Source organism: Streptococcus sp. 1453 (assembly GCF_013276955.1).
Lineage (GTDB): Bacteria > Bacillota > Bacilli > Lactobacillales > Streptococcaceae > Streptococcus.
In genome coordinates this window covers 75,680-102,464 of sequence record NZ_VMLZ01000012.1, presented here as the reverse complement: position 1 = coordinate 102,464, position 26,785 = coordinate 75,680, and the positions used below count along the sequence as shown (strand labels likewise).

Here is a 26,785-nt window from a genome sequence, read left to right as displayed (position 1 = left end):
TATCTTGCAATAAAAATTCTGGAAATAAGAAAAATGATAGAATTTGAAAGAAAATGATAAAAAATGCTTGACTTTGAAATAAAGTATGATAGAATGAATAGTGTAAACAATAACAGGAGGTGATTCGGTGTTAAAAACAGAGCGGAAGCAACTGATTTTAGAGGAGCTAAATCAACATCATGTAGTTTCTCTAGAAAAATTAGTTAGTTTGTTAGAAACGTCAGAATCAACGGTTCGAAGAGACTTGGATGAGTTGGAAGCAGAAAACAAGCTTCGTCGCGTGCATGGTGGAGCAGAATTGCCTCACTCCTTGCAGGAAGAAGAAACCATTCAAGAAAAATCTGTCAAAAACCTTCAAGAGAAGAAGTTGTTGGCTCAGAAGGCGGCCTCTCTCATCAAGGAACAAGATGTCATCTTTATTGATGCTGGAACAACTACAGCATTTTTGATTCATGAATTGGTTAATAAAAATGTCACAGTTGTGACCAACTCTATTCATCATGCCGCTCAGTTGGTTGAAAAGCAGATTCCAACTGTCATGGTTGGAGGAAGTGTCAAGATGGCGACAGATGCTAGCATCGGGGGCGTTGCTCTTAACCAGATTAACCAATTGCACTTTGACCGTGCCTTTATCGGGATGAATGGTGTGGATGATGGCTATTATACGACTCCTGATATGGAGGAGGGGGCTGTGAAGCGTGCTATTTTAGAGAATGCCAAACAGACCTATGTCTTGGTCGATTCGTCAAAAATTGGACAAACTTGCTTTGCCAAGGTAGCACCACTCAAACGCGCCATCGTTATCACAAGTCAAGGGCATGAGCTCTTGCAGGCTATTAAGGAGAAAACGGAGGTAATAGAAGTATGATTTATACAGTCACACTCAATCCATCCATTGACTATATCGTTCGTTTGGACCAAGTCCAAGTTGGTAGTGTCAATCGTATGGACAGTGATGATAAGTTTGCTGGTGGGAAAGGAATCAATGTCAGTCGTGTCTTGAAACGCTTGGATATTCCAAATACAGCGACTGGATTTATCGGTGGCTTTACTGGTGAATTTATCACATATACTCTGGCAGAGGAAGAAATCGAGACGCGTTTTGTCAAAGTAGCAGAAGATACTCGTATCAATGTCAAGATTAAAGCAGACCAAGAAACAGAAATCAACGGAACGGGCCCAACTGTTGAACCGGCTCAGCTAGAAGAGTTGAAAGCTATTTTATCGAGTCTGACAGCAGAAGATACGGTTGTATTTGCGGGTTCAAGTGCTAAAAATCTAGGCAATGTCATCTATAAGGATTTGATTGCCTTGACGCGTCAAACGGGTGCGCAAGTGGTTTGTGACTTTGAAGGACAGACCTTGATTGATAGTTTGGACTATCAGCCACTCTTGGTCAAACCAAATAATCACGAGCTTGGAGCTATCTTTGGAGTTAAACTCGAAAGTTTAGATGAAATTGAGAAATACGCTCGTGAGTTACTGGCTAAAGGTGCTCAAAACGTCATTATCTCTATGGCTGGTGATGGTGCCCTTCTTGTCACATCTGAGGGAGCTTACTTTGCTAAACCAATCAAGGGAACAGTGAAAAATTCAGTTGGGGCTGGTGATTCTATGGTCGCTGGATTTACAGGTGAATTTGTCAAATCAAAAGACGCAGTAGAAGCCTTCAAATGGGGAGTAGCTTGTGGAACGGCAACTACTTTCTCTGATGACTTGGCAACAGCGGAATTTATTAAAGAAACATATGAAAAAGTTGAGGTAGAAAAACGATGAAAATTCAAGACCTATTGAGAAAAGATGTTATGTTGCTGGATTTGCAGGCAACTGAAAAAACAGCTGTCATCGAAGAGATGATTAAAAGTTTGACAGACCACGGTTATGTGACAGATTTTGAAACATTTAAAGAAGGTATTTTGGCGCGTGAAGCCTTGACTTCTACTGGTTTAGGAGACGGTATCGCAATGCCTCATAGCAAAAATGCCGCTGTAAAAGAAGCGACAGTTCTATTTGCCAAGTCAAACAAGGGTGTTGACTACGAGAGCTTGGATGGACAAGCAACTGACCTCTTCTTCATGATTGCGGCTCCAGAAGGTGCAAATGACACTCACTTGGCAGCCTTGGCAGAATTGTCTCAATACTTGATGAAAGACGGTTTTGCTGATAAACTTCGTCAAGCAACATCAGCTGACCAAGTCATTGAGCTTTTTGACCAAGCTTCAGAAAAAACTGAGGAACCTGTTCAAGTACCTGCTAATGACTCTGGTGACTTTATCGTGGCTGTTACAGCTTGTACAACAGGTATTGCCCACACTTACATGGCCCAAGAAGCCCTTCAAAAAGTGGCTGCTGAAATGGGTGTTGGAATTAAGGTCGAAACCAACGGTGCTAGCGGTGTTGGTAACCAACTAACTGCGGAAGACATTCGTAAGGCTAAAGCTGTTATCATCGCAGCAGATAAGGCTGTAGAAATGGATCGTTTCGATGGTAAACCATTGATCAATCGTCCAGTTGCTGACGGTATCCGTAAGACGGAAGAATTGATTAACTTGGCTCTTTCAGGAGATGCTGAAGTCTACCGTACCGCTGATGGAGCCAAAGCTGCAACAACCTCTAACGAAAAACAAAGCCTTGGTGGTGCCTTCTACAAACACTTGATGAGTGGTGTATCTCAAATGTTGCCATTCGTTATCGGTGGTGGTATCATGATTGCCCTTGCCTTCTTGATTGATGGTGCTTTGGGTGTTCCGAATGAAAATCTTGGTAATCTTGGTTCCTATCATGAGCTAGCTTCTATGTTCATGAAAATTGGTGGAGCTGCCTTTGGTTTGATGCTTCCAGTCTTTGCAGGTTATGTTGCCTACTCTATTGCTGAAAAACCAGGTTTGGTAGCAGGTTTCGTGGCTGGTGCTATTGCCAAAGAAGGTTTTGCCTTTGGTAAAATTCCTTATGCCGCAGGTGGTGAAGCAACGTCAACTCTTGCAGGTGTCTCATCTGGTTTCCTAGGTGCCCTTGTTGGTGGATTTATCGCAGGTGCTTTAGTGCTTGCTATCAAGAAATACGTTAAAGTTCCTCGTTCACTTGAAGGTGCAAAATCAATTCTTCTCTTGCCACTTCTTGGAACAATCTTGACTGGATTTGTCATGCTAGCTGTGAATATCCCAATGGCCGCAATCAACACTGCTATGAATAACTTCCTAGGAGGTCTTGGAGGCGGTTCAGCTGTCCTTCTCGGTATCGTCCTTGGTGGAATGATGGCTGTCGATATGGGTGGACCAGTTAACAAAGCTGCCTATGTCTTTGGTACAGGTACGCTTGCAGCGACTGTTTCTTCAGGTGGTTCTGTAGCTATGGCAGCAGTTATGGCTGGAGGAATGGTGCCACCACTTGCAATCTTTGTCGCAACTCTTCTTTTCAAAGATAAATTTACTAAGGAAGAACGCAACTCTGGTTTAACAAACATCATCATGGGCTTGTCATTTATCACTGAGGGAGCAATTCCATTTGGTGCCGCTGACCCAGCTCGTGCGATCCCAAGTTTCATTCTTGGTTCAGCAGTAGCAGGTGGACTCGTTGGTCTTACTGGGATCAAACTCATGGCGCCACACGGAGGAATCTTCGTTATCGCCCTTACTTCAAATGCTCTCCTTTACCTTGTTGCTGTCTTGGTAGGAGCAATCGTAAGTGGTGTGGTCTATGGTTACCTACGCAAACCACAAGCATAAAACTTAGATAGAAAATGAAAAGATTGGACCGTTTGGTGCAGTCTTTTTCTCTTTCCGAAATGCCTGTGAAATATGGTATAATAGAAGAATGGCAAACAAGAATACAAGTAAAACAAGACGGAGACCGTCTAAAGCAGAACTCGAAAGAAAAGAAGCGATTCAACGAATGTTGATTTCGTTGGGAATCGCACTTTTATTGATTTTCGCAGCCTTCAAATTAGGGGCTGCAGGTATAACCCTTTACAATTTAATACGCTTGCTGGTGGGGAGCCTAGCTTATCTGGCAATATTTGGCATCCTACTCTATCTCTTCTTTTTCAAGTGGATACGAAAACAGGAAGGGCTCCTATCTGGCTTTTTCACCATATTTGCAGGCTTGCTCTTGATTTTTGAAGCCTACTTGGTTTGGAAATATGGTTTGGATAAGTCGGTTTTAAAAGGAACCATGGCTCAGGTTGTAACGGATTTAACTGGTTTTCGAACGACCAGTTTTGCTGGAGGGGGCTTGATTGGGGTCGCTCTTTATATGCCAACCGCCTTTCTCTTTTCAAATATCGGTACTTACTTTATTGGTTCTATCTTGATTTTAGTGGGTGCCCTCCTAGTCAGTCCTTGGTCTGTTTATGATATTGCTGAATTCTTCAGTAGAGGATTTGCCAAATGGCGAGAAGGACATGAGCGTCGAAAAGAGGAACGCTTTGTTAAACAAGAAGAAAAAGCTCGTCAAAAGGCTGAGGAAGAGGCTAGATTAGAAAAAGAAGCGGCTGAAAAAGCCTTACTCGATTTACCTCCTGTTGATATGGAAACGGGTGAAATTCTGACTGATGATGTTGTGCTTGACGTTCCTCCTGTTCCAGAAGAAGAGTGGATGGAACCAGAAATCATCCTGCCTCAAGCTGAACTTGAATTCCCTGAACAGGAAGATGGCTCTGACGATGAAGATGTTCAGGTCGATTTTTCAGCCAAGGAAGCCCTCGAATACAAACTTCCAAGCTTACAACTCTTTGCCCCAGATAAACCCAAAGACCAGTCTAAAGAGAAGAAAATCGTTCGGGAAAATATCAAAATTCTAGAAGAAACCTTTGCTAGCTTTGGTATTAAGGTAACAGTTGAACGGGCCGAAATTGGACCATCGGTGACTAAATATGAAGTTAAGCCAGCAGTGGGTGTACGGGTCAACCGCATTTCCAATCTAGCAGATGACCTCGCTCTAGCCTTGGCTGCTAAGGATGTCCGAATCGAAGCACCTATCCCAGGGAAATCCTTAGTTGGAATCGAAGTACCCAACTCTGAGATTGCGACTGTATCCTTCCGCGAACTATGGGAACAATCTCAAACTAAAGCAGAAAATCTCTTGGAAATTCCTTTAGGAAAGGCTGTTAATGGCAGTGCAAGAGCTTTTGACCTTTCCAAAATGCCCCACTTGCTCGTCGCAGGTTCAACAGGTTCAGGGAAGTCAGTAGCGGTTAACGGCATTATCGCCAGCATTCTCATGAAAGCTCGACCCGATCAAGTTAAATTTATGATGGTCGATCCCAAGATGGTTGAGTTGTCTGTTTACAATGATATTCCCCACCTCTTGATTCCAGTTGTGACCAATCCACGTAAGGCTAGCAAGGCTCTGCAAAAGGTTGTGGATGAAATGGAAAATCGTTATGAACTCTTTGCCAAGGTGGGAGTTCGGAATATTGCAGGCTTTAATGCCAAGGTAGAAGAGTTCAATGCCCAGTCTGAGTACAAGCAGATTCCGCTACCGCTCATTGTCGTGATTGTTGATGAGTTGGCTGACCTTATGATGGTGGCCAGCAAGGAAGTGGAAGACGCTATCATCCGTTTGGGACAGAAGGCGCGTGCTGCAGGTATCCACATGATTCTTGCAACTCAGCGTCCATCCGTTGATGTCATCTCTGGTCTAATCAAGGCCAATGTCCCATCTCGAGTGGCTTTTGCGGTATCATCAGGTACAGACTCGCGCACCATCTTGGATGAAAATGGAGCTGAGAAACTGCTTGGACGTGGAGATATGCTCTTTAAACCAATCGATGAAAATCATCCAGTTCGTTTGCAAGGATCCTTTATCTCGGATGATGATGTCGAGCGCATCGTAAACTTCATTAAGGCTCAGGCAGATGCGGACTACGATGAGAGTTTTGATCCAGGTGAGGTTTCTGAAAATGACGGAGAATTTTCAGATGGTGAATCTGGTGGTGATCCGCTCTTTGAAGAAGCCAAGTCTTTGGTAATCGAAACTCAGAAAGCCAGCGCATCTATGATTCAGCGTCGTTTGTCAGTTGGCTTTAACCGTGCGACTCGTCTCATGGAAGAACTGGAGATGGCAGGTGTCATTGGTCCAGCTGAAGGTACCAAACCAAGAAAAGTATTGCAACAATAAAAAATAGCTTCTTTCCAAGTTTGGAGGGAAGTTATTTTACTGGCTATTGATTACTTTTATTTTCTGAAGTTGGCGCATTGGACTGTTTTTCGTTTTCAGTAGCAAGTTTACTTGAAGCAGGAGTAGAAGAATCCTGAGTTGCTGTTTTCTGCTCTTCTTTTTTCTCTTCCTTGACGCTGGATTTTGGCGTTTCCTCTTGCTGTGTTTTTTCTTGGGTAGTGTTAGTTTCCTTATTGGGACTAGTATTGTCCTGAGGGGATTCCTTTTGAATTTCTTTGACAATTGTTGTCGTCTGTGTTGTTGTGTTTTCTTTTTTAGTATTTTTGTTATTATCCAAGGCATTCATGATCGTGATAGTCGCAGTAATCAAGCCGAGGATACTACCGATAGTAGCAACGGTTTTTTGAAAGACTGTAAAGCCTTTTTTGATGTGTTCTGTTTTTGGTTTTGAAGTTCTACGATAATTAGACATACATTCTCTCCTTTGATTAAAATTTATTATACCGCATTTCTTTAAAAAAATCTTAAAAAAAGAGGAATTGCCCTTTCTTGTCGCAAGCTCCGTTTCATGATACAATAGAAGGAGTGATTTTAGAAAGCGTGAGAAACATGATTTACTTTGATAATTCGGCGACGACCAAGCCCTATCCTGAAGCACTTGAAACTTATATGCAGGTGGCTTCAAAAATTTTAGGAAATCCATCTAGTCTCCATCGTTTGGGAGATCAGGCAACACGAATCGTAGATGCTTCCCGTCAGCAAATTGCAGATTTGATTGGCAAGAAAAGTGAGGAAATCTTCTTTACTTCTGGTGGGACAGAAGGAGATAACTGGGTTATCAAGGGTGTGGCCTTTGAAAAAGCCCAGTTTGGCAAGCACATCATTGTTTCAGCCATTGAACATCCAGCAGTTAAGGAATCAGCCCTCTGGTTGAAATCTCAAGGTTTTGAAGTGGATTTTGCTCCAGTTAATGAGAAAGGATTTGTGGATGTTGAGGCTCTAGGAGCTTTGATAAGACCTAATACGACCCTCATCTCTATCATGGCAGTAAACAATGAAATTGGCTCTGTTCAGCCCATTGAGGCTATTTCAAAACTATTGGCAGATAAGCCGACTATTTCCTTCCATGTTGATGCGGTTCAGGCACTTGCCAAGATTCCGACTGAAAAGTATTTGACAGAACGAGTGGATTTCGCGACTTTCTCTGGTCACAAGTTCCACGGAGTTCGTGGTGTTGGCTTTGTCTATATCAAGTCTGGCAAGAAGATTACGCCTCTTTTAACAGGTGGTGGTCAGGAACGTGATTACCGTTCGACAACTGAAAATGTGGCAGGAATTGCAGCGACAGCCAAGGCTCTCCGTTTGTCTATGGAAAAGCTAGATTTCTTTACAAGCAAGACTGGGCAGATGAAGGCAGTTATTCGCCAAGCACTTCTGGACTATCCAGATATTTTTGTATTTTCAGATGAGGAAGACTTTGCCCCTCATATCCTGACTTTTGGAATCAAGAGTGTTCGTGGTGAAGTCATCGTTCACGCTTTTGAAGACTATGATATTTTCATCTCAACGACCTCTGCTTGTTCGTCCAAGGCAGGGAAACCTGCAGGTACCTTGATTGCCATGGGAGTGGACAAGGATAAGGCCCAGTCAGCTGTGCGTCTTAGTCTAGACCTTGAAAATGATATGAGTCAGGTCGAGCAATTTTTGACCAAGTTAAAATTGATTTACAATCAAACTAGAAAAGTAAGATAGGAGCATTCATGCAGTATTCAGAAATTATGATTCGCTACGGTGAGCTGTCAACCAAGGGCAAAAACCGTATGCGTTTCATCAATAAACTTCGCAATAATATTTCGGACGTTTTGTCCATCTATCCCCAAGTTAAGGTAACGGCAAATCGTGACCGTGCCCACGCTTACCTCAATGGAGCAGATTACACAGCAGTTGCAGAATCACTCAAACAAGTATTTGGGATTCAAAACTTTTCCCCTGTTTATAAGGTTGAAAAATCTGTAGAAGTTTTGAAGTCTACTGTCCAAGAGATTATGCAGGACATATACAAGGAAGGCATGACTTTTAAAATCTCTAGTAAACGAAGCGACCACAACTTTGAACTTGACAGTCGTGAACTCAACCAAACGCTTGGAGGGGCTGTATTCGAAGCCATTCCAAATGTGCAAGCTCAAATGAAAAGTCCTGACATCAATCTTCAGGTGGAGATTCGAGAAGAGGCAGCCTACCTTTCTTATGAAACTATTCGTGGGGCTGGTGGTTTGCCAGTTGGAACTTCAGGTAAAGGGATGCTTATGTTGTCAGGAGGGATTGATTCACCTGTAGCAGGTTATCTAGCGCTTAAGCGTGGGGTAGACATCGAGGCTGTTCACTTTGCTAGTCCACCATATACTAGTCCCGGTGCCCTCAAGAAAGCGCAGGACTTGACCCGTAAATTGACCAAGTTTGGGGGAAATATCCAGTTTATCGAAGTGCCTTTCACTGAGATTCAAGAGGAAATCAAGGCCAAAGCGCCAGAAGCTTACTTGATGACTCTAACTCGTCGCTTTATGATGCGGATTACCGACCGTATTCGTGAGGTACGAAATGGTTTGGTTATCATCAATGGGGAAAGTCTAGGTCAAGTAGCCAGCCAAACCCTTGAAAGTATGCAGGCTATCAATGCTGTTACCAACACTCCCATCATCCGTCCAGTTGTGACCATGGATAAGTTGGAAATCATCGATATTGCACAAGAAATTGATACCTTTGACATTTCAATCCAACCGTTTGAGGATTGCTGTACGATTTTTGCGCCAGATCGTCCTAAGACCAATCCTAAGATTAAGAATGCAGAGCAGTACGAAGCGCGTATGGATGTTGAAGGTTTGGTTGAGCGAGCAGTGGCTGGAATCATGATTAGTGAAATCACACCTCAAGCTGAAAAAGATGAAGTCGATGACTTGATTGACAATCTGCTCTAATCAGAAAACACAAAAGAATAGCGAAAATCAGGAAAGAAAGTTAGTTTTTTCTCTAAAAACAGGTAAAAAAACTGACTTTTTTTCTATTTTTATGATATAATGAGATAAAATTTTGAATATAGAGAGTTTTCTGACAATGAATCAATCCTACTTTTATCTAAAAATGAAAGAACACAAACTTAAGGTTCCTTATACAGGTAAGGAGCGCCGTGTGCGTGTTCTTCTACCTAAAGATTATGAGAAAGACACGGACCGCTCCTATCCTGTTGTATACTTTCATGACGGGCAAAATGTTTTTTATAGCAAAGAATCCTTCATTGGTCACTCATGGAAGATTATCCCAGCCATCAAACGAAATCCCGATATCAGTCGCATGATTGTAGTTGCTATTGACAATGATGGCATGGGGCGGATGAATGAGTATGCGGCATGGAAGTTCCAAGAATCTCCTATCCCAGGGCAGCAGTTTGGCGGTAAGGGTGTGGAGTATGCTGAGTTTGTCATGGAGGTGGTCAAGCCTTTTATCGATGAAACCTATCGTACAAAAGCAGACCGCCAGCATACGGCTATGATTGGGTCTTCGCTAGGAGGCAATATTACCCAGTTTATCGGTTTGGAATACCAAGACCAAATTGGTTGCCTGGGCGTCTTTTCATCTGCAAACTGGCTCCACCAAGAAGCCTTTAACCGCTATATCGAGCGTCAGCAACTATCGCCTGACCAGCGTATCTTTATCTATGTGGGAACGGAAGAAGCGGATGATACAGATAAGACCTTGATGGCTGGCAATATCAAACAAGCCTATATCAACTCGTCGCTTCGCTATTACCATGATTTGATAGCAGGGGGAGTGCATCTGGATAATCTTGTGCTGAAAGTTCAGTCTGGTGCCATCCATAGTGAAATTCCTTGGTCAGAAAATCTACCCGATTGTCTGAGATTTTTTGCAGAAAAATGGTAAGTTAAGAAAGGAAAAAACGAAATGCATATTGAACATCTTAGCCACTGGAGTGGCCATCTCAACCGTGAAATGTACCTCAATCGTTATGGACATGCTGGTATTCCAGTTGTGGTCTTTGCTTCATCAGGTGGTAGTCACAATGAATACTATGATTTTGGCATGATTGATGCCTGTGCTTCCTTTATCGAGGAAGGCCGTGTCCAGTTCTTTACCCTCTCCAGTGTAGACAGTGAGAGCTGGTTGGCCACTTGGAAAAACGGTCACGACCAAGCAGAGATGCACCGTACCTACGAACGCTATGTGATTGAGGAGGCCATTCCTTTTATCAAGCACAAGACAGGTTGGTTTGATGGCATGATGACGACAGGTTGCTCTATGGGAGCCTATCATGCACTCAATTTCTTCCTCCAGCATCCAGATGTCTTTACCAAAGTGATTGCTCTCAGTGGTGTTTACGACGCACGTTTCTTTGTCGGCGATTACTACAATGACGATGCTATTTACCAAAACTCGCCAGTAGATTATATCTGGAATCAGAATGACGGCTGGTTTATTGATCGTTACCGTCAGGCAGAAATTGTGCTGTGTACGGGTCTTGGAGCTTGGGAACAAGACGGTTTACCATCCTTTTACAAGCTCAAAGAAGCCTTTGACCAGAAACAAATTCCAGCCTGGTTTGCTGAATGGGGACACGATGTCGCCCACGACTGGGAATGGTGGCGCAAACAAATGCCTTATTTCCTTGGCAATCTCTATCTATAAAAGGAGTTACCTATGAATTACCTTGTTATTTCTCCCTATTATCCACAAAACTTTCAACAGTTTACTATTGAGCTAGCAAATAAAGGCATCACAGTCTTGGGAATTGGTCAAGAACCATACGAGCAATTGGATGAACCTTTACGCAATAGCCTGACCGAGTATTTCCGTGTTGACAATCTTGAAAATATAGATGAAGTCAAACGTGCAGTTGCTTTTCTCTTTTATAAACATGGACCAATTGACCGCATTGAATCTCATAATGAATACTGGCTTGAGTTAGATGCAAGTCTTCGTGAGCAATTCAATGTTTTTGGTGCCAAACCAGAGGATCTCAAAAAGACGAAATATAAGTCTGAAATGAAGAAACTTTTCAAAAAAGCAGGTGTTCCTGTGGTACCTGGAGCTGTTATCAAGACGGAAGCAGATGTTGATCAAGCTGTGAATGAAATCGGCCTTCCAATGATTGCCAAACCTGACAATGGAGTGGGAGCAGCCGCAACCTTTAAGCTCGAGACAGAAGATGATATCAATCACTTCAAGCAAGAATGGGACCATTCAACCCTTTATTTCTTTGAGAAATTTGTCACCTCTAGCGAAATTTGCACCTTTGATGGTCTAGTGGACAAGGATGGTAAGATTGTCTTTTCAACAACCTTTGACTACGCCTACACACCGCTTGATCTCATGATTTACAAGATGGACAATTCCTACTATGTGCTCAAGGATATGGATCCCAAATTACGTAAATATGGTGAGGCCATCGTTAAAGAATTTGGTATGAAAGAACGGTTCTTCCATATTGAGTTCTTCCGTGAAGGGGATGATTACATCGCCATTGAGTACAATAACCGCCCTGCAGGTGGTTTTACCATTGATGTTTATAACTTTGCCCATTCCTTGGACCTCTATCGTGGCTATGCGGCTATTGTAGCAGGAGAAGAGTTCCCAGCGTCAGACTTTGAACCGCAGTATTGTTTAGCTACATCCCGTCGTGCAAATGCTCATTATGTCTATTCTGAGGAGGATTTGCTTGACAAATATATCCAGCAGTTCAAGGTTAAAAAAATCATGCCAGCGGCCTTCGCAGAACTTCAAGGAGATTACCTTTATATGCTGATAACTCCTAGTCGACAAGAAATGGATCAGATGATTAAGGACTTTGGTCAGCGTCAGGCTTAAGAGACTATCGGATTAAGGAAATTCACTCCCTTAATCCTTTTGTTTTGTCTGATAAAAAATAAGAGCATCCTAACAAGGTAGCTATCATAAAACTTGTTCGATAACTATTTGAAGCAGGATTAGGTGGTCAGAAATTGAATTTTAATATTTCAATTGAGTCATAGTATTGTGCTTTCGTATCCGTAAATCAGCTAAAAGGATCCATGACGATACCTATACGATATAGTTTTCAAGATACTAAACAAGTCTATTAATACTCAATGAAAATCAAAGAGCAAACTAGCTGCAGGCTGCTTAAAACACTGTTTTGAGGTTGTAGATAAGACTGACGAAGTCAGCTCAAAACACTGTTTTGAGGTTGTAGATGAAACTGACGAAGTCAGTAACCATACCTACGGCAAGGCGATGTTGACGCGGATTGAAGAGATGTTCGAAGAGTATAAATCTTCCTAGGATAAAGCAAAACGCATAGTATCAAGGATTTTAAACACTTGATACTATGCGTTTTCTGATGTTAAAGACTTTCTACCAGGTTTTTTAAAGCATAATTGTTAGTTGTAGTCATTTATTATTCTTCAAAGAAAAATGGTGGGGCGAATTTTTTCAGTTCTTCAAAGCACTTTTGAGCAGCATCTGTATCTTCACAGATGATAAGGCAAACATCATCACCACAAAGGGTTGCGATAATATATTGGAAATCAAGAGCATCAATAATTGTAGCGAACGATTGTGCTAGACCAGGAAGAGTTTTGAGTAGGACTTGGTGCTGAATAGGTCGCAACATGATGAGGGCATCTTCCATATAGTTTTCCAAACGTTTTTCCCATTTTGAGATGGAACCATTATTAAGAACATAATAAGCGTTATCTTCTTCGCGGACTTTTGATAGGTTCATATTTTTGATGTCGCGTGAGAGGGTTGCCTGGGTCACTTGAATGTCGTTCTCAGCAAGAAGGGACTGCAATTCAGCCTGTGTATGAATCTTGTTTTTTGCGACAAGAGCGCGTATGAGTTGGTGGCGGTGTTCTGATTTATTCATAATAATGTAACTCCTTTTAGCAAGGTATGGCAAGCGTGGACTGTTCAAGATCAACAGTCAAGTGGTAGTTGGTATTGTCACGTATGGTGATTTCAAAGTCAGTCGTATAGAGGACTAAACGAAGAGTATCTCCTTCTTTTAACTTGTAAATAGTAGGTTGCAGTTCAAATTGCACATCCATCCATTCATCTGCAGTAATATCCTCTACTAACAGTAGATCAGTTCTATTTTGTAAATTGAGGTAACCTTTTGTCACGACTCGTTGTGCATCTGGTCTAAATGGCAATTCACAGAGATTTTCCAACATGTGGTAGCGTCCATTATCAATGGTTTTAGCACTTAAAATAGCTGGATAAGGTTGTAGGTATTTCTTTTGACCAAGTTCCAGTAGTTGGGCAGATAAGAGCCCCTTATTTGTACTGGATTTGATACGAAGATTGAGTTGAGCTCGACCGTTCAAGTGAAGATCTTTGGTCACAGGAAGGTCAATAGTAATCTGATTGGCTTTTCCTTGATAGAGTTCCGTATTGAATGTCTGGTAGGTTTTACCATAGCGCTCAAAATCCTTATCTGGGTACTGGTTTTGAATAACTTGCTCTTCTTGACCAAGTGCGAAGGTTTCAAAGTTTTCTTGCTCACCGAAGGTATCAAGTGATAACCAAGTCTGAGGGGCTGTATTGTCCTGCCAAATGACAGTAGGAAGTTGAAAATCTGTATCTTGTCCCAGTAATTTTTTAGTCAATAAGACATTCATGGACTCACGGAAGTCAATTGATTGCCAATTGTTCATATAAACATGGGCCCCATTATGGAAAAAGAGATGATTATTTATATGAGTAGGAAGAGCATGGAACATCTGGTAAACATGAAGTGGTTTGACATTCCAATCCTGAGAACCGTGGGTAAAGACAACCTCTGCTTTTACATTATGGGCATTGAGCAGATAGTTACGATCATGCCAAAACTGATTGTAGTCCCCAGTTTTTCGGTCTAGCTGAGCTTTTACTTTTTCTAAGTCAGCTTGGTGAGCTTCATTGCCACGGATATAGTCGCCAGCCAAGAGATTACGAGAATAGGTTAACTCAGCAAGGGAGTCAAAGTCCTCACCTGGATAGCCACCTGGGCTAGTCACCAGACCGTTTTCACGGTAGTAGTTGTACCATGAAGAAATGCCAGCCTCAGCAATGATAACCTCTAAACCATCGACTCCTGTAGTCGCAAGACCATTGGACATTGTACCCAGATAAGAAAGTCCAGTTGTGGCTACTTTTCCGTTTGACCAGTCAGCCTTGACTTGACGCTGACGTGTATGGTCGGTAAAGGCACGGCAACGGCCATTAAGCCAATCGATGACATTTTTATAAGCCTCGATTTGCTGGTAGTCCCCGTTAGTCATGAAACCAGTAGAGTCTCTGGTACCAACACCTGAAACATAGAGATTGGCAAAACCTCGTGGGAGGAAGTAGTCGTTGAGTGTATAGCTAGAGTTGATGTGACTTAGCTTTTCCTCAGCTTCTGACACAAGCTCAGCTTGGCCTTGAGGTTGGACGAGATTGAGTTGAGGTTCCTCTAGTTCAATCTTATGAGCAGGTTTAACCTCAAGCTCGCGCTCCATCTTGTAGAGAGCCTTATCGCTTGCCTTGTCATTTGTTCCCTGATGATAGGGACTGGCTGTCATGATGGCAGGGATTTTTCCATCAAAACGAGGACGAATAATGCTAACCTTGACTAAGTCTGGTAGACCTTTTTGGTCGGTATCGACACGAGACTCAACGTAAACGACTTCACGAATGACATCATGGCTAGAAAAAGTAGCCAAACTCTTGCCGTTAAAGTAGTGGTAGTTATTATCCTCAGGAATAAGACCATCACTAACAAGTTGGTCGATAAGAGTATTTCCCTTTTTGGTGCGAGTATTGAGTAACTGATAGAGATTTTCAATCAAGTCATCGTATACAATAGGAAATCCAGTCTCTTTACGAAAAACTTCACTATCTTCGAAGTCAACCAAATAAGAAAAGCCTAAAAGTTGAAAGGCGACAGTATAAAAAATATCTGCTGTCAAGTCTTTGTCAGATTTGAAAAAAGTTAATATGTTAGTTTCTTTATCTATAGCTAAGCAGGAGAGTGGATAGTCGGTGTTCTCATAAGTGAAAAAAAAGCGACGTAAAAAAGTTTCCAGTAATTCCTTGGGATTGGCTGTGTTTTGTAAATCAAAGCCATATTTTTTTAGTTCAGATAAGATATTTTCTTTTGGGAAAGTGATATAACTATATTGATTAAAACGCATAGAACCTCCATATAGAATGATAGTTAAGGTTATTATATCAAAAAAAAAGCAGAAAGGGAATTGTTAACTGTAAAAGGAAATAATCCAATAAAAATGAATAAAGTGCTAAACTTAATATAGAGAACAGTGTAATAATAGATATAATAGGTATAATATAAAAATTCTAGGAGATTTATATTATATGTTTTCTGTTTTATATATAATATGGTATAAATATAAAAAATGATGACAAAAATACAAATGAATAAAAAGTAAATTAGTAAGCTGATGAAATGTTTCTCAAGAGCAGCCTTTTATAGGTGAAAATGGTATAATATAGTGAGAAGGATAGAGGAGAAGTGTAAATTGATCGCACAACTAGATACAAAAACAGTCTATAGTTTTATGGAGAGCGTCATTTCGATTGACAAGTATGTGAGAGCAGCTAAAGAATACGGCTACACTCATCTGGCCATGATGGATATTGATAATCTTTACGGTGCTTTCGACTTTCTAGAGATTACAAAAAAATACGGTATTCATCCTTTACTAGGGCTTGAAATGACTGTATTTGTGGATGAGCGGGAAGTGAATTTGCGCTTTTTAGCTCTATCTAGTGTGGGCTATCAGCAGTTGATGAAGCTTTCAACAGCCAAGATGCAGGGGGAGAAAAATTGGTCAGTCCTGTCCCAGTATCTGGAGGATATTGCGGTCATTATGCCTTATTTTGATGGACTGGAGTCGTTAGAACTAGGCTGTGATTATTATATTGGAGTTTATCCAGAAACACTGACAAGAGAATTTCATCATCCTATCTTACCCCTTTATCGGGTCAATGCCTTTGAAAGTAAGGATAGAGAAGTTCTTCAAGTCTTAACAGCGATAAAAGAAAACCTACCCCTCAGAGAAGTTCCCTTGCGTTCACGACAAGATGTCTTTATATCAGCAAGTTCTTTAGAGAAATTATTCCAAGAACGTTTTCCTCAAGCCTTGGAAAATTTAGAAAAGCTGATTTCAGGCATTTCTTATGATTTGGATACGAGTCTGAAACTGCCTCGTTTTAACCCAGCTAGACCAGCAGTAGAAGAGTTGAGAGAACGTGCTGAGCTTGGGCTTGCCCAGAAGGGATTGTCTAGTAAAGAATATCAAGATCGACTAGACCAAGAATTGGCTGTTATTCATGATATGGGCTTTGATGATTATTTCTTGGTTGTCTGGGATTTGCTGCGTTTTGGACGTTCGAATGGCTATTATATGGGCATGGGACGGGGTTCAGCTGTTGGTAGTTTGGTTTCCTATGCCTTGGACATCACAGGGATTGACCCAGTAGAGAAAAACCTGATTTTTGAACGCTTTCTCAATCGTGAACGCTATACCATGCCTGATATTGATATTGATATTCCTGATATTTATCGTCCAGATTTTATCAGGTATGTTGGTAATAAATATGGCAGTAAACATGCGGCACAAATCGTTACTTTTTCAACCTTTGGAGCCAAGCAAGCTCTACGAGATGTCTTGAAACGCTTTGGTGTTCCTGAGTATGAATTATCTGCAATTACTAAGAAAATCAGTTTTCGTGACAATCTTAAGTCGGCCTATGAGGGCAATCTCCAGTTTCGTCAGCAAATCAATAGTAAGTTAGAATACCAAAAAGCCTTTGAAATTGCTTGCAAGATAGAGGGCTACCCAAGACAAACCTCTGTCCATGCGGCTGGTGTTGTGATCAGTGACCAAGATTTGACCAATTACATCCCTCTAAAGCATGGTGACGAAATTCCACTGACTCAATATGATGCTCATGGAGTTGAAGCTAGTGGGCTTTTGAAGATGGATTTTCTGGGACTACGAAATTTGACCTTTGTCCAGAAAATGCAAGAATTGCTTGCTGAAACAGAAGATATTCATCTGAAAATAGAAGAAATTGATTTGGAAGACAAAGAAACGTTAGCTTTATTTGCCTCTGGAAATACAAAAGGTATCTTTCAATTTGAGCAACCGGGTGCCATTCGCTTGCTCAAGCGTGTCCAACCAGTTTGTTTTGAAGATGTCGTAGCAACTACTTCCCTAAATCGACCAGGTGCTAGTGACTACATCAATAATTTTGTGGCAAGAAAGCATGGGCAGGAAGAAGTGACTGTTCTGGATCCAGTACTGGAGGATATTTTGGCTCCAACCTATGGTATCATGCTCTATCAGGAGCAGGTTATGCAGGTTGCTCAGCGTTTTGCTGGATTTAGTCTTGGGAAAGCCGATATTTTGCGTCGGGCTATGGGGAAAAAGGATGCTTCTGCCATGCATGAGATGAGGGCTTCCTTTATTCAAGGCTCCTTAGAAGCTGGACACACTGCGGAAAAGGCAGAGCAGGTCTTTGATGTCATGGAGAAGTTTGCAGGTTATGGTTTTAACCGATCTCATGCCTATGCATACTCAGCCTTGGCTTTCCAGTTGGCTTATTTCAAGACACATTATCCAGCCATTTTTTATCAGGTTATGTTGAATTCTGCCAACAGTGATTACTTAATAGATGCACTTGAAGCAGGCTTTGAAGTGGCGCCTCTGTCCATCAACACCATTCCCTATCACGATAAAATTGCCAACAAGGCCATCTATCTAGGTTTGAAATCGATTAAAGGAGTCAGCAATGATTTAGCTCTATGGATTCTTGAAAACAGACCCTATTCTAACATTGAAGATTTTATAGCTAAATTACCTGAAAATTATCTGAAACTTCCTCTGCTAGAACCTTTGGTAAAAGTTGGTCTTTTTGATTCATTTGAAAGAAATCGTCAAAAAGTATTTAATAACATAGCTAATCTATTTGAATTTGTGAAAGAGTTAGGAAGCTTGTTCGGTGATACGATATATAGCTGGCAAGAATCGGAAGATTGGACGGAACAAGAAAAATTCTATATGGAACAAGAGCTTTTAGGGATAGGTGTCAGCAAACATCCACTGCAAGCTATTGCAAGTAAAGCTATTTACCCGATTACCCCAATCGGAAATTTGTCAGAAAATAGCTACGCTATTATTTTGGTTGAAGTTCAGAAAATAAAAGTAATTCGTACCAAAAAGGGCGAAAATATGGCTTTCTTACAGGTAGATGATAGTAAGAAAAAATTGGATGTTACCCTCTTTTCAGACTTATATCGACAGGTTGGGCAGGAAATAAAAGAGGGAGCCTTCTACTATATAAAAGGAAAAATCCAGTCACGTGATGGCCGTCTGCAAATGATTGCACAAGAAATAAGAGAAGCAGTTGCTGAACGCTTTTGGATACAGGTAAAAAATCATGAATCAGATCAAGAAATTTCGAGAATTTTAGACCAGTATAAAGGCTCAATCCCAGTCATTATCAGGTATGAAGAGGAACAGAAAACAATCGTTTCTCCCCATCATTTTGTAGCTAAATCCAATGAATTAGAAGCGAAATTGAATGAAATGGTTATGAAAACGATTTATCGCTAAAAATACGGAAAATAGAAGAATTTTAAAATCAAATGTGGTATAATCAAGAAGAATGTTAAAAGAAAAAGGAGCATAAACCAATATGAAACGTATTGCTGTTTTGACTAGTGGTGGAGACGCCCCTGGTATGAACGCTGCTATCCGTGCAGTTGTTCGTCAAGCAATTTCAGAAGGAATGGAAGTGTTTGGTATCTATGACGGATATGCTGGTATGGTTGCCGGTGAAATTCATCCCTTGAATGCGGCTTCAGTAGGAAACATCATTTCTCGTGGTGGTACTTTCCTTCACTCAGCTCGTTATCCAGAGTTCGCTCAACTTGAAGGGCAACTAAAAGGGATTGAGCAATTGAAAAAACACGGCATTGAAGGTGTAGTTGTTATCGGTGGTGACGGATCTTACCACGGTGCTATGCGTTTGACTGAGCATGGTTTCCCAGCTATCGGTCTTCCAGGTACAATTGATAACGATATCGTTGGTACTGACTTCACAATCGGTTTTGACACAGCGGTTACGACTGCTATGGACGCTATCGATAAGATTCGTGATACATCATTAAGTCACCGTCGTACTTTTGTCATCGAAGTTATGGGGCGTAACGCTGGTGATATCGCTCTTTGGGCTGGTATCGCAACTGGTGCTGATGAAATTATCATCCCTGAAGAAGACTTCAAAATTGAAGATATCGTAGCAAGTATCAAAGCTGGCTATGAATGTGGTAAAAGACACAATATCATCGTTTTGGCAGAGGGTGTTATGTCAGCAGATGAATTTGCTCAAAAACTAAAAGAAGCTGGAGATACGACCGATCTTCGTGTGACAGAACTTGGACATATTCAACGTGGTGGTTCTCCAACTGCGCGTGACCGTGTATTGGCGTCACGTATGGGTGCCCATGCCGTTAAACTTCTTAAAAAAGGTATCGGTGGTGTTGCGGTAGGTATTCGTAACGAAAAAATGGTTGAAAATCCAATTCTTGGTACTGCAGAAGAAGGAGCATTGTTTAGTTTGGCAGCAGACGGTAAGATTATTGTAAATAATCCACACAAAGCTGATCTTGACCTGTCACAATTGAACAATTGCTTGTCATAATTCATAATTTAGTTAATAAGACCAAAAGGTCATATATATAAAGGAGTCACAAAAAATCATGAACAAACGTGTAAAAATCGTTGCAACTTTGGGTCCTGCGGTAGAAATCCGTGGTGGTAAAAAATTCGGTGATGACGGATACTGGGGTGAAAAACTTGATGTTGAAGCTTCAGCTAAAAACATTGCTAAATTGATTGAAGCTGGTGCTAACACATTCCGTTTCAACTTCTCACACGGTGACCACCAAGAACAAGGTGACCGTATGGCAACTGTTAAACTTGCTGAAAAACTTGCAGGTAAAAAAGTTGGTTTCCTTCTTGATACAAAAGGACCAGAAATCCGTACAGAATTGTTCGAAGGTGAAGCTAAAGAATATTCATACAAAACTGGTGAAAAAATCCGTGTTGCAACTAAACAAGGAATCAAATCAACTCGTGAAGTGATTGCATTAAACGTTGCTGGTGCTCTTGATATCTATGATGATGTTGAAGTTGGTCGTCAAGTTTTGGTTGACGATGGTAAACTTGGTCTGCGTGTGGTTGCTAAAGATGATGCAACTCGTGAGTTTGAAGTTGAAGTTGAAAATGATGGCGTAATTGCTAAACAAAAAGGTGTGAACATTCCTAACACTAAAATTCCTTTCCCAGCTCTTGCTGAACGTGATAACGACGATATCCGTTTTGGTCTTGAACAAGGTATCAACTTCATCGCGATTTCATTCGTACGTACTGCAAAAGATGTGAACGAAGTTCGTGCAATCTGTGAAGAAACTGGAAACGGACATGTTCAATTGTTCGCTAAAATCGAAAACCAACAAGGTATCGATAACTTGGATGAAATCATCGAAGCAGCTGATGGTATCATGATCGCTCGTGGTGACATGGGTATCGAAGTACCATTCGAAATGGTTCCAGTTTACCAAAAAATGATTATCAAGAAAGTCAATGCTGCAGGTAAGGTTGTTATCACTGCAACAAACATGCTTGAAACAATGACTGAAAAACCACGTGCAACTCGTTCAGAAGTATCAGACGTATTCAACGCTGTTATCGACGGAACTGACGCTACAATGCTATCAGGTGAGTCTGCAAACGGTAAATACCCACTCGAGTCAGTAACTACAATGGCTACAATCGATAAGAACGCTCAAACTCTTCTTAATGAATACGGACGTTTGGATTCAGATTCATTTGAGCGTAACTCTAAGACAGAAGTAATGGCTTCTGCTGTTAAAGATGCGACTAACTCAATGGACATTAAATTGGTTGTAACTCTTACTAAGACAGGTCACACTGCACGTTTGATCTCTAAATACCGTCCAAATGCTGACATCTTGGCATTGACATTTGATGAATTGACAGAACGTGGATTGATGTTGAACTGGGGTGTTATCCCAATGTTGACAGATGCTCCATCTTCAACTGACGATATGTTCGAAATCGCTGAACGTAAAGCGGTAGAAGCAGGTCTCGTTGAGTCAGGCGATGATATTGTTATCGTTGCTGGTGTGCCAGTAGGAGAGGCTGTTCGCACAAACACAATGCGTATCCGCACAGTACGTTAAGAAAAATATAAAAAACCCTATCATATCCAGCTTTAGAGCTTGTGTGATAGGCTTTTTTGTATAGAGGGTAATAAAGAGGCAAAACTTTCATAATGGATTGATACTCTTCGAAAATCTCTTCAAACCACGTCAGCGTCGCCTTACCGTAGGTATGGTTACTGACTTCGTCAGTTTCATCTACAACCTCAAAACCATGTTTTGAGCTGACTTCGTCAGTTTCATCTACAACCTCAAAACCATGTTTTGAGCTGACTTCGTCAGTTTCATCTACAACCTCAAAACCATGTTTTGAGCTGACTTCGTCAGTTCTATCTACAACCTCAAAGCAGTGCTTTGAGCAACCTGCGGCTAGCTTCCTAGTTTGCTCTTTGATTTTCATTGAGTATGAAATAAGATATGCACAAATTGATTAGGAAATTCAAATGAATTTCTACAAATGTTTTAGCAATCGGAATCTACTTGTCTAGATTCGATCTGATATACTTTCGATTTAATGATATGGTATTTAAAACCTCCAAAGCAGCTTGCTCCATTCTTTTACTTACGTGAGTGTAGATGTTATTTATTGTTTTAGCGTCTTTGTGTTCCACTCTAACCATTATAGCATTCTTCTCAGCTAGTGTACTAAGGAGTGTATGCCTGAAAATATGGGAACTAAGGGGCTGGTTTATCGGTTTTGCTAGTTTAGTATTTGCCTTTTGCAAAGTGATCTTAAATGCCTTTCTCTAAATTTACATATCACTATTGTTTAACAAAATCTAATCTGCTTTAGGTCACTTATTCTTTTTTTGAAATGTAGAATGAACTTTTTCAAAGTTTTTTGAATTCTTTAAAATCTGTTTGTTTTATATCCTCATTCTCCCCCTTTTTTAATTCTCCCTATACAGCCTGACAACTTTCCCGATGGTATGAATATGGTTGCTTTCGTCTAGGTGAATGTTGGGGTATTCGGGATTGAGTTTTTTTGAGGTAGCCTTGGCGGAGTTTCTTGACATAGTTAGCACCGTCTACTTGGAAGATGCCGATGGTATTATAGTCAATCTGTGGGGGATTTTTGATAAATAGGTAGTCGCTGTTTCTTATCTTTGACTCCATGGACCTGCTGACGACATAAGCGATTGTGTCGTAGTCGTCTGGGATTTCATCCTCATAGAATGGAAACTCCATGTCTAAATCGTCATCCTGCATCAAGTGGCTACCTGCAGAGATAAACTACCTAAAACGAGAGTAAGTAGTCGTCCAGTCTGATGATTTTTACGATACTTCGTTTATCTTCGCTTTGTCTTCGTTTTTCTGCTCATACAGTTGCATCTTGGCATAGGTCAGGAATTTACCTTGTCTGGGTGGTGCCCGTTGGTCGTAGATAGATTGGATATCGCTAGGAGAATCCTTTTGAACTGGAGGAAAGAGGGCATCAATCAAGCTACTGAATACTTTAACTAAGTCAAATATAGTATTTTTCTTAGTAGACCTAACCCTTTTTTCATAATTTCCAATGGTGTTTTTACTTATACCTATCTTAGTAACCAATTCTTATTGAGTCTAACCATTACTAGTCTGTATTGTTTTATTTTTAGCCTCTAACAATCGCAATCTCTTCTTTATCCACGAATGAAATCGCCTTCTGTTTTTATAAGTAAAGCATCACACGAAATCCAAGAAAATGAAAACTTTGTTGTGTTTTCATAAAAAATTTGTTGACAGAGCACGAGACGCCTACTATAATTAAATCAAGCTTAAGGAAATAACAAAAAACAAATCAGAGGGAAAGACGATGAACACATTAAATGAGAAAGTAATCAATATCTGTAAAGCAGTAGTTAAAGAAACTTTAATCCAAGACATTTAGGAGAAAGAGATGAAGGTATCAATAAAATTAGCCACATTAGGAATCTGTTCAGCCTTGTTTTTAGGCTTGGCAGCTTGTCAACAAGATGCTACAATTTCGAATGGGACGAGTCAAAGGCAAAGTAGTTCAACGAAAGTGCCATGGAAAGCTTCATACACCAACCTAAACAACCAGGTAAGTACAGAAGAGGTCAAATCTCTCTTATTAGCCCATTTGGATCCAAAAAGTGTTGATGCCTTTTTTAATCTCGTTAATGATTACAATACCATTGTCGGGTCAACTGGCTTATCAGGAGATTTCACTTCCTTTACTCACACCGAATACGATGTTGAGAAAATTAGCAACCTTTGGAATCAAGAGAAGGGCGATTTCGTTGGGACCAACTGCCGTATCAATAGTTATTGTCTTTTGAAAAATTCAGTCACCATTCCCAAGCTTGAAAAGAATGACCAATTGCTTTTCCTAGATAATGATGCGATTGATAAGGGAAAGGTCTTTGATTCTCAAGATAAGGAAGAGTTTGATATTCTATTTTCGAGAGTTCCAACTGAGGCAACTACAGATGTCAAGGTTCACGCTGAAAAGATGGAAACATTCTTCTCACAATTTCAATTCAATGAAACAGCTCGAATGTTATCTGTAGTCTTGCATGACAATCTGGATGGTGAGTATCTGTTTGTAGGCCACGTTGGAGTCTTAGTACCTGCTGATGATGGCTTCTTATTTGTAGAGAAATTGACTTTCGAAGAGCCCTACCAAGCGATTAAATTTGCAAGCAAGGAAGATTGTTACAAGTATTTAGGCACCAAGTATGCGGATTATACAGGCGAGGGACTGGCTAAGCCTTTTATCATGGATAATGATAAGTGGGTTAAACTTTAATGGTGGTATGATATGACAGTAATCCTAGGACTTTTATTTCTATTTTTGATGACTTGGTGGGTTATTTCAATCGTTAATAGCCAGAAACCACGAAAAAATGAAACATTTATTGGCTATATCCAAAGATACGATATTGATGGGAATGGCTATCAATCAGAAGTATGGGAAGTGACTGAGGAGGAAGATTTATAATTAAAGAACAGACTCGTCCTTACAGTATTGCACCTATTTCCAAACAGTCCATTTGTAGTTTTATTTGGATTGGTATATAATTTAACTTAAAGAAAATAGGAGGACTAATCGTATGGAATTAAAAGATTTTACAGAAAAAGAACAGGAAATGATTAAGAAGGGGCTGACTACGTCTAAGATTAGTGACAAGGAAACTGCTGAGAAGATTCTTGCACTAGTACCACAAGACTTGATTAAGCGCATTCCGTTTTTCGTCAGAAAACATGCTACAACACGTACTATTAAACGTATTTCAATCGAACACCCTGAGCTTTACGCTGCAGCTCAAACAAGTGGTGAAATCCCAGAAAAAGAACGCGAAGAATTATGTCAGATTATCACGACTATCTTTGAACAAAAGATGAATAAGCATAGTATTAAGTAGAGAATGAAAAAATATTTGATTTGTGAATTGTTCACTAGTTATATATCATTTTAAAAATCGCAATTTATATTCTACTATACCATACTCAACAAAAAACGAACAGGCTCTTTTCTGTCATTCAGAAGAGAGCCTGTTCGTTTTTATCTTACTTTCCTTAAAAAGCTCGATAAACATAGGGATTTTCTGGTTTATCGACTTTGGTAAAGCTGTCGATTTCCAAAGTTGGGAGGTTTTGTTTGAGTTCTTTATGGTAGTGATTGACCAGTTTTCCTTTGGCTGTTACCCAGGTGTTATTCTCATACTGCCGGGTATTTCCCTTGGTCAGTAATCCATAGACACCAGAATCTGCGATACAGTGGATAATGCCGAAGCGGAACAAAAATTGGCTATTGGCATGACTGGGGTCGTTATAGACAAAGCCTGTGAACTGGACTGTCTTGCCCTCAAACTCATCTGGATAGTCGTAGATAGCTTCCATGACTTCCATATAGTTTTCGTTAGTAATGTTAATGCTATCTTGGGATAAGTATTTATCCGCCGCCGTTCGCATTTCCTTTTCATAGGCTGATTTTGAAAAATAAGAACTGGTATCTGGTTTCAAATATTGGCTGGTTGTCCCTTCACTTGTCTGAATGGCCAGATCCGTTCCTTCCGATAGGGGGAAATGATAACCTTTAGCAGAAACAGTCTGAGAATCCAAGCTAACAGTTGGGAAAGTTAAGCCGATGACAAGTGGAATAGCCAGAAGAGAAATACTCGTCATCTTGGCCAATCGGCTGTTCAGATGACTGTGGGTTTTGACTTGCTTCATCCAGATATACAGTTGAACAATTGCCAAAATAAAGGAAAGCACCATGGAGATATAGGCCAGATAGGAATAGTGCATGTTGATGTACTGGTTTAATTTGCCCGACAAATGGAGGTAAATAGTCAGTTCAAAATAGCCAGCTAAAACTAAAAATCGAATCATAGGATGACTCCAATCAAGAGAGAATAGACTAAGACGACAAGAGTCACAATCATTATGAAGTGACTGATAAATCGTGCTTTTAAGTAATTTTTCATCATGAGAATATTTTTGATATCCAGCATTGGACCAATGACGAGAAAGGCCAGAACTGGTGCCAAACCGAAACTTGAGAGAAGAGAAGCACCGATAAAGGCATCCGCCTCACTACAGAGCGACAGAAGAAAGGCTAAAATCATCAAGAGCAGTATGGCAAAAATAGGGGTCGCACTGATAGAGGTCAGAATCCGTGTCGGTACATAGACCTGTATAACAGAGGCAAAGAGACAGCCAAATACCAAATAACGCCCCGTATCAAAAAATTCATCAATTGCTTGCACAAAGACCTGAAAAACCTTTTTTGCAGGGCTTAAGTGAGTAAAATCATGCTCATGACAAGCCAGACGATTTTCTTTCTGAATGGGTTCTTGCCAGAAAAATCCTAGAAAAATTCCTAGTATTACAGCCACAATGATGGAACCCAGAGCTCGTAACAGCGCGATATGGAAGGAGTTGCCAAAGGCAGAATAGGTCGCAAAGAGAACAATGGGATTGATAACAGGTGCTGTTACGAGAAAGGGAACAGCCGTGTAACTTGGAACCTTCTTTTCCAGAAAACGATTGATAATGGGGACGATTCCACATTCACAAGAAGGGAAAAGTATACCGACGAAGGTGCCAAAAAAGATTCTCCCCCAACGATTTCGAGGGAGAAAATGATAGACCTTGTCAGGTGTGATATAAACCTCAATCAGCCCTGAGACAATACTTCCTATCAGAACGAAGGGTAGGGCTTCAATGATTATAGAGAGAAAAATAGCCCCAGTTTGAAGCACACTAGACGGGAGTTGTTGGAAAGCAGTCATCTAGTTTTTCTTTTCTGTTTTGGCTTTTTTCTCTTTGTCATCAGGGAAAGTAACTTGTTTCAAATCTGGGAGTTTCGCAAACTCTTCAAACATCTTGTCCAAGTCGTCTCGTTTTGTAAATTTTACAGCCATAGGTGTACCT

Annotated in this window: 23 protein-coding genes and 1 pseudogene; 15 read left to right on the top strand and 9 right to left on the bottom strand. The window is 40.7% G+C overall.

Going from position 1 to position 26,785, the window contains the following annotated elements; all coding sequences use genetic code 11:
• Positions 1-127: 127 nt before the first annotated feature.
• The 4 genes from HW098_RS08140 (at position 128) to HW098_RS08125 (ending at position 6,117) form a co-directional block, all read left to right on the top strand.
• Positions 128-868 (top strand): DeoR/GlpR family DNA-binding transcription regulator, encoded by a 741-nt coding sequence (locus tag HW098_RS08140; protein ID WP_000920654.1) that lies wholly within the window; start codon positions 128-130, stop codon positions 866-868.
• Positions 865-1,776, top strand: coding sequence for a 1-phosphofructokinase (gene pfkB / locus HW098_RS08135; RefSeq protein WP_176139792.1), 912 nt, complete (start codon positions 865-867; stop codon positions 1,774-1,776). Before HW098_RS08140 ends, pfkB begins: the two co-directional genes overlap by 4 nt.
• On the top strand, positions 1,773-3,725 hold the full coding sequence (locus HW098_RS08130; RefSeq protein ID WP_176139791.1) for a fructose-specific PTS transporter subunit EIIC: 1,953 nt from the start codon (positions 1,773-1,775) through the stop codon (positions 3,723-3,725). The genes pfkB and HW098_RS08130 overlap by 4 nt, the downstream gene beginning before the upstream one ends.
• An 88-nt stretch (positions 3,726-3,813) precedes the next feature.
• Positions 3,814-6,117, top strand: a complete 2,304-nt coding sequence (locus HW098_RS08125; protein ID WP_345789777.1) for a DNA translocase FtsK — start codon at positions 3,814-3,816, stop codon at positions 6,115-6,117.
• 43 nt (positions 6,118-6,160) lie between these two features.
• Here the strand turns inward: HW098_RS08125 and HW098_RS08120 are convergent, their stop codons facing one another.
• Positions 6,161-6,589 (bottom strand): DUF6556 family protein, encoded by a 429-nt coding sequence (locus HW098_RS08120; RefSeq protein WP_176139790.1) that lies wholly within the window; start codon positions 6,587-6,589, stop codon positions 6,161-6,163.
• A 137-nt stretch (positions 6,590-6,726) separates the two neighbouring features.
• Between HW098_RS08120 and HW098_RS08115 the strand changes: the two genes are divergently transcribed.
• The 5 genes from HW098_RS08115 (at position 6,727) to HW098_RS08095 (ending at position 11,994) form a co-directional block, all read left to right on the top strand.
• Positions 6,727-7,869 carry a cysteine desulfurase family protein gene (locus HW098_RS08115; RefSeq protein WP_176139789.1) on the top strand — a complete coding sequence of 381 codons (1,143 nt, stop codon included), beginning with the start codon at positions 6,727-6,729 and terminating at the stop codon, positions 7,867-7,869.
• A gap of 8 nt (positions 7,870-7,877) precedes the next feature.
• On the top strand, positions 7,878-9,092 hold the full coding sequence (gene thiI / locus HW098_RS08110; RefSeq protein WP_176139788.1) for a tRNA uracil 4-sulfurtransferase ThiI: 1,215 nt from the start codon (positions 7,878-7,880) through the stop codon (positions 9,090-9,092).
• Between the two features lie 136 nt (positions 9,093-9,228).
• Entirely contained in the window at positions 9,229-10,053 is an 825-nt protein-coding gene (locus HW098_RS08105) for an alpha/beta hydrolase (protein WP_176139787.1), read from the top strand.
• 21 nt (positions 10,054-10,074) lie between these two features.
• On the top strand, positions 10,075-10,815 hold the full coding sequence (locus HW098_RS08100) for an esterase family protein (protein ID WP_176139786.1): 741 nt from the start codon (positions 10,075-10,077) through the stop codon (positions 10,813-10,815).
• A gap of 12 nt (positions 10,816-10,827) precedes the next feature.
• The gene (locus tag HW098_RS08095) at positions 10,828-11,994 is read left to right on the top strand and encodes an ATP-grasp domain-containing protein (protein ID WP_176139785.1); all 1,167 of its coding nucleotides are present in this window, start codon (positions 10,828-10,830) and stop codon (positions 11,992-11,994) included.
• A gap of 568 nt (positions 11,995-12,562) precedes the next feature.
• On the opposite strand, the gene HW098_RS08090 is transcribed toward HW098_RS08095, so the two are convergent.
• Both HW098_RS08090 and HW098_RS08085 read right to left on the bottom strand, forming a co-directional pair.
• Positions 12,563-13,033 (bottom strand): arginine repressor, encoded by a 471-nt coding sequence (locus tag HW098_RS08090; RefSeq protein ID WP_001043011.1) that lies wholly within the window; start codon positions 13,031-13,033, stop codon positions 12,563-12,565.
• 16 nt (positions 13,034-13,049) lie between these two features.
• Positions 13,050-15,323: a Xaa-Pro dipeptidyl-peptidase gene (locus HW098_RS08085; RefSeq protein WP_176139784.1), complete on the bottom strand. Its 2,274-nt coding sequence runs from the start codon at positions 15,321-15,323 to the stop codon at positions 13,050-13,052.
• A gap of 345 nt (positions 15,324-15,668) precedes the next feature.
• Between HW098_RS08085 and HW098_RS08080 the strand changes: the two genes are divergently transcribed.
• From HW098_RS08080 to pyk, 3 genes are all read left to right on the top strand, one after another.
• Entirely contained in the window at positions 15,669-18,770 is a 3,102-nt protein-coding gene (locus tag HW098_RS08080; protein WP_176139783.1) for a DNA polymerase III subunit alpha, read from the top strand.
• 82 nt (positions 18,771-18,852) lie between these two features.
• Positions 18,853-19,860 carry a 6-phosphofructokinase gene (pfkA, locus tag HW098_RS08075; protein WP_000820871.1) on the top strand — a complete coding sequence of 336 codons (1,008 nt, stop codon included), beginning with the start codon at positions 18,853-18,855 and terminating at the stop codon, positions 19,858-19,860.
• Positions 19,861-19,918: 58 nt separating this feature from the next.
• The gene (pyk, locus tag HW098_RS08070; RefSeq protein ID WP_176139782.1) at positions 19,919-21,424 is read left to right on the top strand and encodes a pyruvate kinase; all 1,506 of its coding nucleotides are present in this window, start codon (positions 19,919-19,921) and stop codon (positions 21,422-21,424) included.
• Here the strand turns inward: pyk and HW098_RS10605 are convergent.
• The 3 genes and pseudogenes from HW098_RS10605 to HW098_RS08055 all read right to left on the bottom strand — a co-directional run bounded on the left by HW098_RS10605 (position 21,354) and on the right by HW098_RS08055 (position 22,954).
• Complete coding sequence (locus tag HW098_RS10605) at positions 21,354-21,803, bottom strand: hypothetical protein (RefSeq protein WP_240149477.1); 450 nt, start codon at positions 21,801-21,803, stop codon at positions 21,354-21,356. The genes pyk and HW098_RS10605 overlap by 71 nt on opposite strands.
• A gap of 656 nt (positions 21,804-22,459) precedes the next feature.
• Positions 22,460-22,591, bottom strand: a pseudogene (locus tag HW098_RS10825) (S26 family signal peptidase); the annotation flags it as partial.
• Between the two features lie 87 nt (positions 22,592-22,678).
• Entirely contained in the window at positions 22,679-22,954 is a 276-nt protein-coding gene (locus HW098_RS08055) for an XRE family transcriptional regulator (RefSeq protein WP_176139781.1), read from the bottom strand.
• 328 nt (positions 22,955-23,282) lie between these two features.
• On the opposite strand from HW098_RS08055, the gene HW098_RS08050 reads away from it, so the two are divergent.
• From HW098_RS08050 to HW098_RS08040, 3 genes are all read left to right on the top strand, one after another.
• Complete coding sequence (locus tag HW098_RS08050; protein WP_176139780.1) at positions 23,283-24,155, top strand: DUF4300 family protein; 873 nt, start codon at positions 23,283-23,285, stop codon at positions 24,153-24,155.
• 12 nt (positions 24,156-24,167) lie between these two features.
• Positions 24,168-24,347 (top strand): hypothetical protein, encoded by a 180-nt coding sequence (locus HW098_RS08045; RefSeq protein WP_176139779.1) that lies wholly within the window; start codon positions 24,168-24,170, stop codon positions 24,345-24,347.
• Positions 24,348-24,459: 112 nt separating this feature from the next.
• Positions 24,460-24,771: a hypothetical protein gene (locus HW098_RS08040; protein ID WP_061087970.1), complete on the top strand. Its 312-nt coding sequence runs from the start codon at positions 24,460-24,462 to the stop codon at positions 24,769-24,771.
• A 154-nt stretch (positions 24,772-24,925) separates the two neighbouring features.
• Here HW098_RS08040 and HW098_RS08035 read toward each other — a convergent pair whose 3' ends face one another.
• Genes HW098_RS08035 through HW098_RS10760 form a run of 3 tightly spaced genes read right to left on the bottom strand, consistent with a single transcriptional unit; the run spans position 24,926 to position 26,775 of the window.
• Positions 24,926-25,741 carry a TIGR03943 family protein gene (locus HW098_RS08035; RefSeq protein ID WP_176139778.1) on the bottom strand — a complete coding sequence of 272 codons (816 nt, stop codon included), beginning with the start codon at positions 25,739-25,741 and terminating at the stop codon, positions 24,926-24,928.
• Positions 25,738-26,643 carry a permease gene (locus HW098_RS08030; RefSeq protein WP_176139777.1) on the bottom strand — a complete coding sequence of 302 codons (906 nt, stop codon included), beginning with the start codon at positions 26,641-26,643 and terminating at the stop codon, positions 25,738-25,740. Before HW098_RS08030 ends, HW098_RS08035 begins: the two co-directional genes overlap by 4 nt.
• Positions 26,644-26,775 (bottom strand): SPJ_0845 family protein, encoded by a 132-nt coding sequence (locus HW098_RS10760; protein ID WP_049511209.1) that lies wholly within the window; start codon positions 26,773-26,775, stop codon positions 26,644-26,646.
• Between the last annotated feature and the right edge of the window lie 10 nt (positions 26,776-26,785).

Excerpts from the sequence above, each read along its gene's own strand:
- HW098_RS08105 (WP_176139787.1), top strand. The coding sequence starts at position 9,229 with ATGAATCAATCCTACTTTTATCTAAAAATGAAAGAACACAAACTTAAG.
- pfkA (WP_000820871.1), top strand. The coding sequence starts at position 18,853 with ATGAAACGTATTGCTGTTTTGACTAGTGGTGGAGACGCCCCTGGTATG.
- HW098_RS08040 (WP_061087970.1), top strand. The coding sequence starts at position 24,460 with ATGGAATTAAAAGATTTTACAGAAAAAGAACAGGAAATGATTAAGAAG.
- HW098_RS08030 (WP_176139777.1), bottom strand. The coding sequence starts at position 26,643 with ATGACTGCTTTCCAACAACTCCCGTCTAGTGTGCTTCAAACTGGGGCT.
- HW098_RS08045 (WP_176139779.1), top strand. The coding sequence starts at position 24,168 with ATGACAGTAATCCTAGGACTTTTATTTCTATTTTTGATGACTTGGTGG.
- HW098_RS08120 (WP_176139790.1), bottom strand. The coding sequence starts at position 6,589 with ATGTCTAATTATCGTAGAACTTCAAAACCAAAAACAGAACACATCAAA.
- HW098_RS08090 (WP_001043011.1), bottom strand. The coding sequence starts at position 13,033 with ATGAATAAATCAGAACACCGCCACCAACTCATACGCGCTCTTGTCGCA.
- HW098_RS08035 (WP_176139778.1), bottom strand. The coding sequence starts at position 25,741 with ATGATTCGATTTTTAGTTTTAGCTGGCTATTTTGAACTGACTATTTAC.
- HW098_RS08085 (WP_176139784.1), bottom strand. The coding sequence starts at position 15,323 with ATGCGTTTTAATCAATATAGTTATATCACTTTCCCAAAAGAAAATATC.
- pyk (WP_176139782.1), top strand. The coding sequence starts at position 19,919 with ATGAACAAACGTGTAAAAATCGTTGCAACTTTGGGTCCTGCGGTAGAA.
- HW098_RS08125 (WP_345789777.1), top strand. The coding sequence starts at position 3,814 with ATGGCAAACAAGAATACAAGTAAAACAAGACGGAGACCGTCTAAAGCA.
- thiI (WP_176139788.1), top strand. The coding sequence starts at position 7,878 with ATGCAGTATTCAGAAATTATGATTCGCTACGGTGAGCTGTCAACCAAG.
- HW098_RS08050 (WP_176139780.1), top strand. The coding sequence starts at position 23,283 with ATGAAGGTATCAATAAAATTAGCCACATTAGGAATCTGTTCAGCCTTG.
- HW098_RS10760 (WP_049511209.1), bottom strand. The coding sequence starts at position 26,775 with ATGGCTGTAAAATTTACAAAACGAGACGACTTGGACAAGATGTTTGAA.
- HW098_RS08115 (WP_176139789.1), top strand. The coding sequence starts at position 6,727 with ATGATTTACTTTGATAATTCGGCGACGACCAAGCCCTATCCTGAAGCA.
- HW098_RS08100 (WP_176139786.1), top strand. The coding sequence starts at position 10,075 with ATGCATATTGAACATCTTAGCCACTGGAGTGGCCATCTCAACCGTGAA.
- HW098_RS08130 (WP_176139791.1), top strand. The coding sequence starts at position 1,773 with ATGAAAATTCAAGACCTATTGAGAAAAGATGTTATGTTGCTGGATTTG.
- HW098_RS10605 (WP_240149477.1), bottom strand. The coding sequence starts at position 21,803 with ATGAAAATCAAAGAGCAAACTAGGAAGCTAGCCGCAGGTTGCTCAAAG.
- pfkB (WP_176139792.1), top strand. The coding sequence starts at position 865 with ATGATTTATACAGTCACACTCAATCCATCCATTGACTATATCGTTCGT.
- HW098_RS08095 (WP_176139785.1), top strand. The coding sequence starts at position 10,828 with ATGAATTACCTTGTTATTTCTCCCTATTATCCACAAAACTTTCAACAG.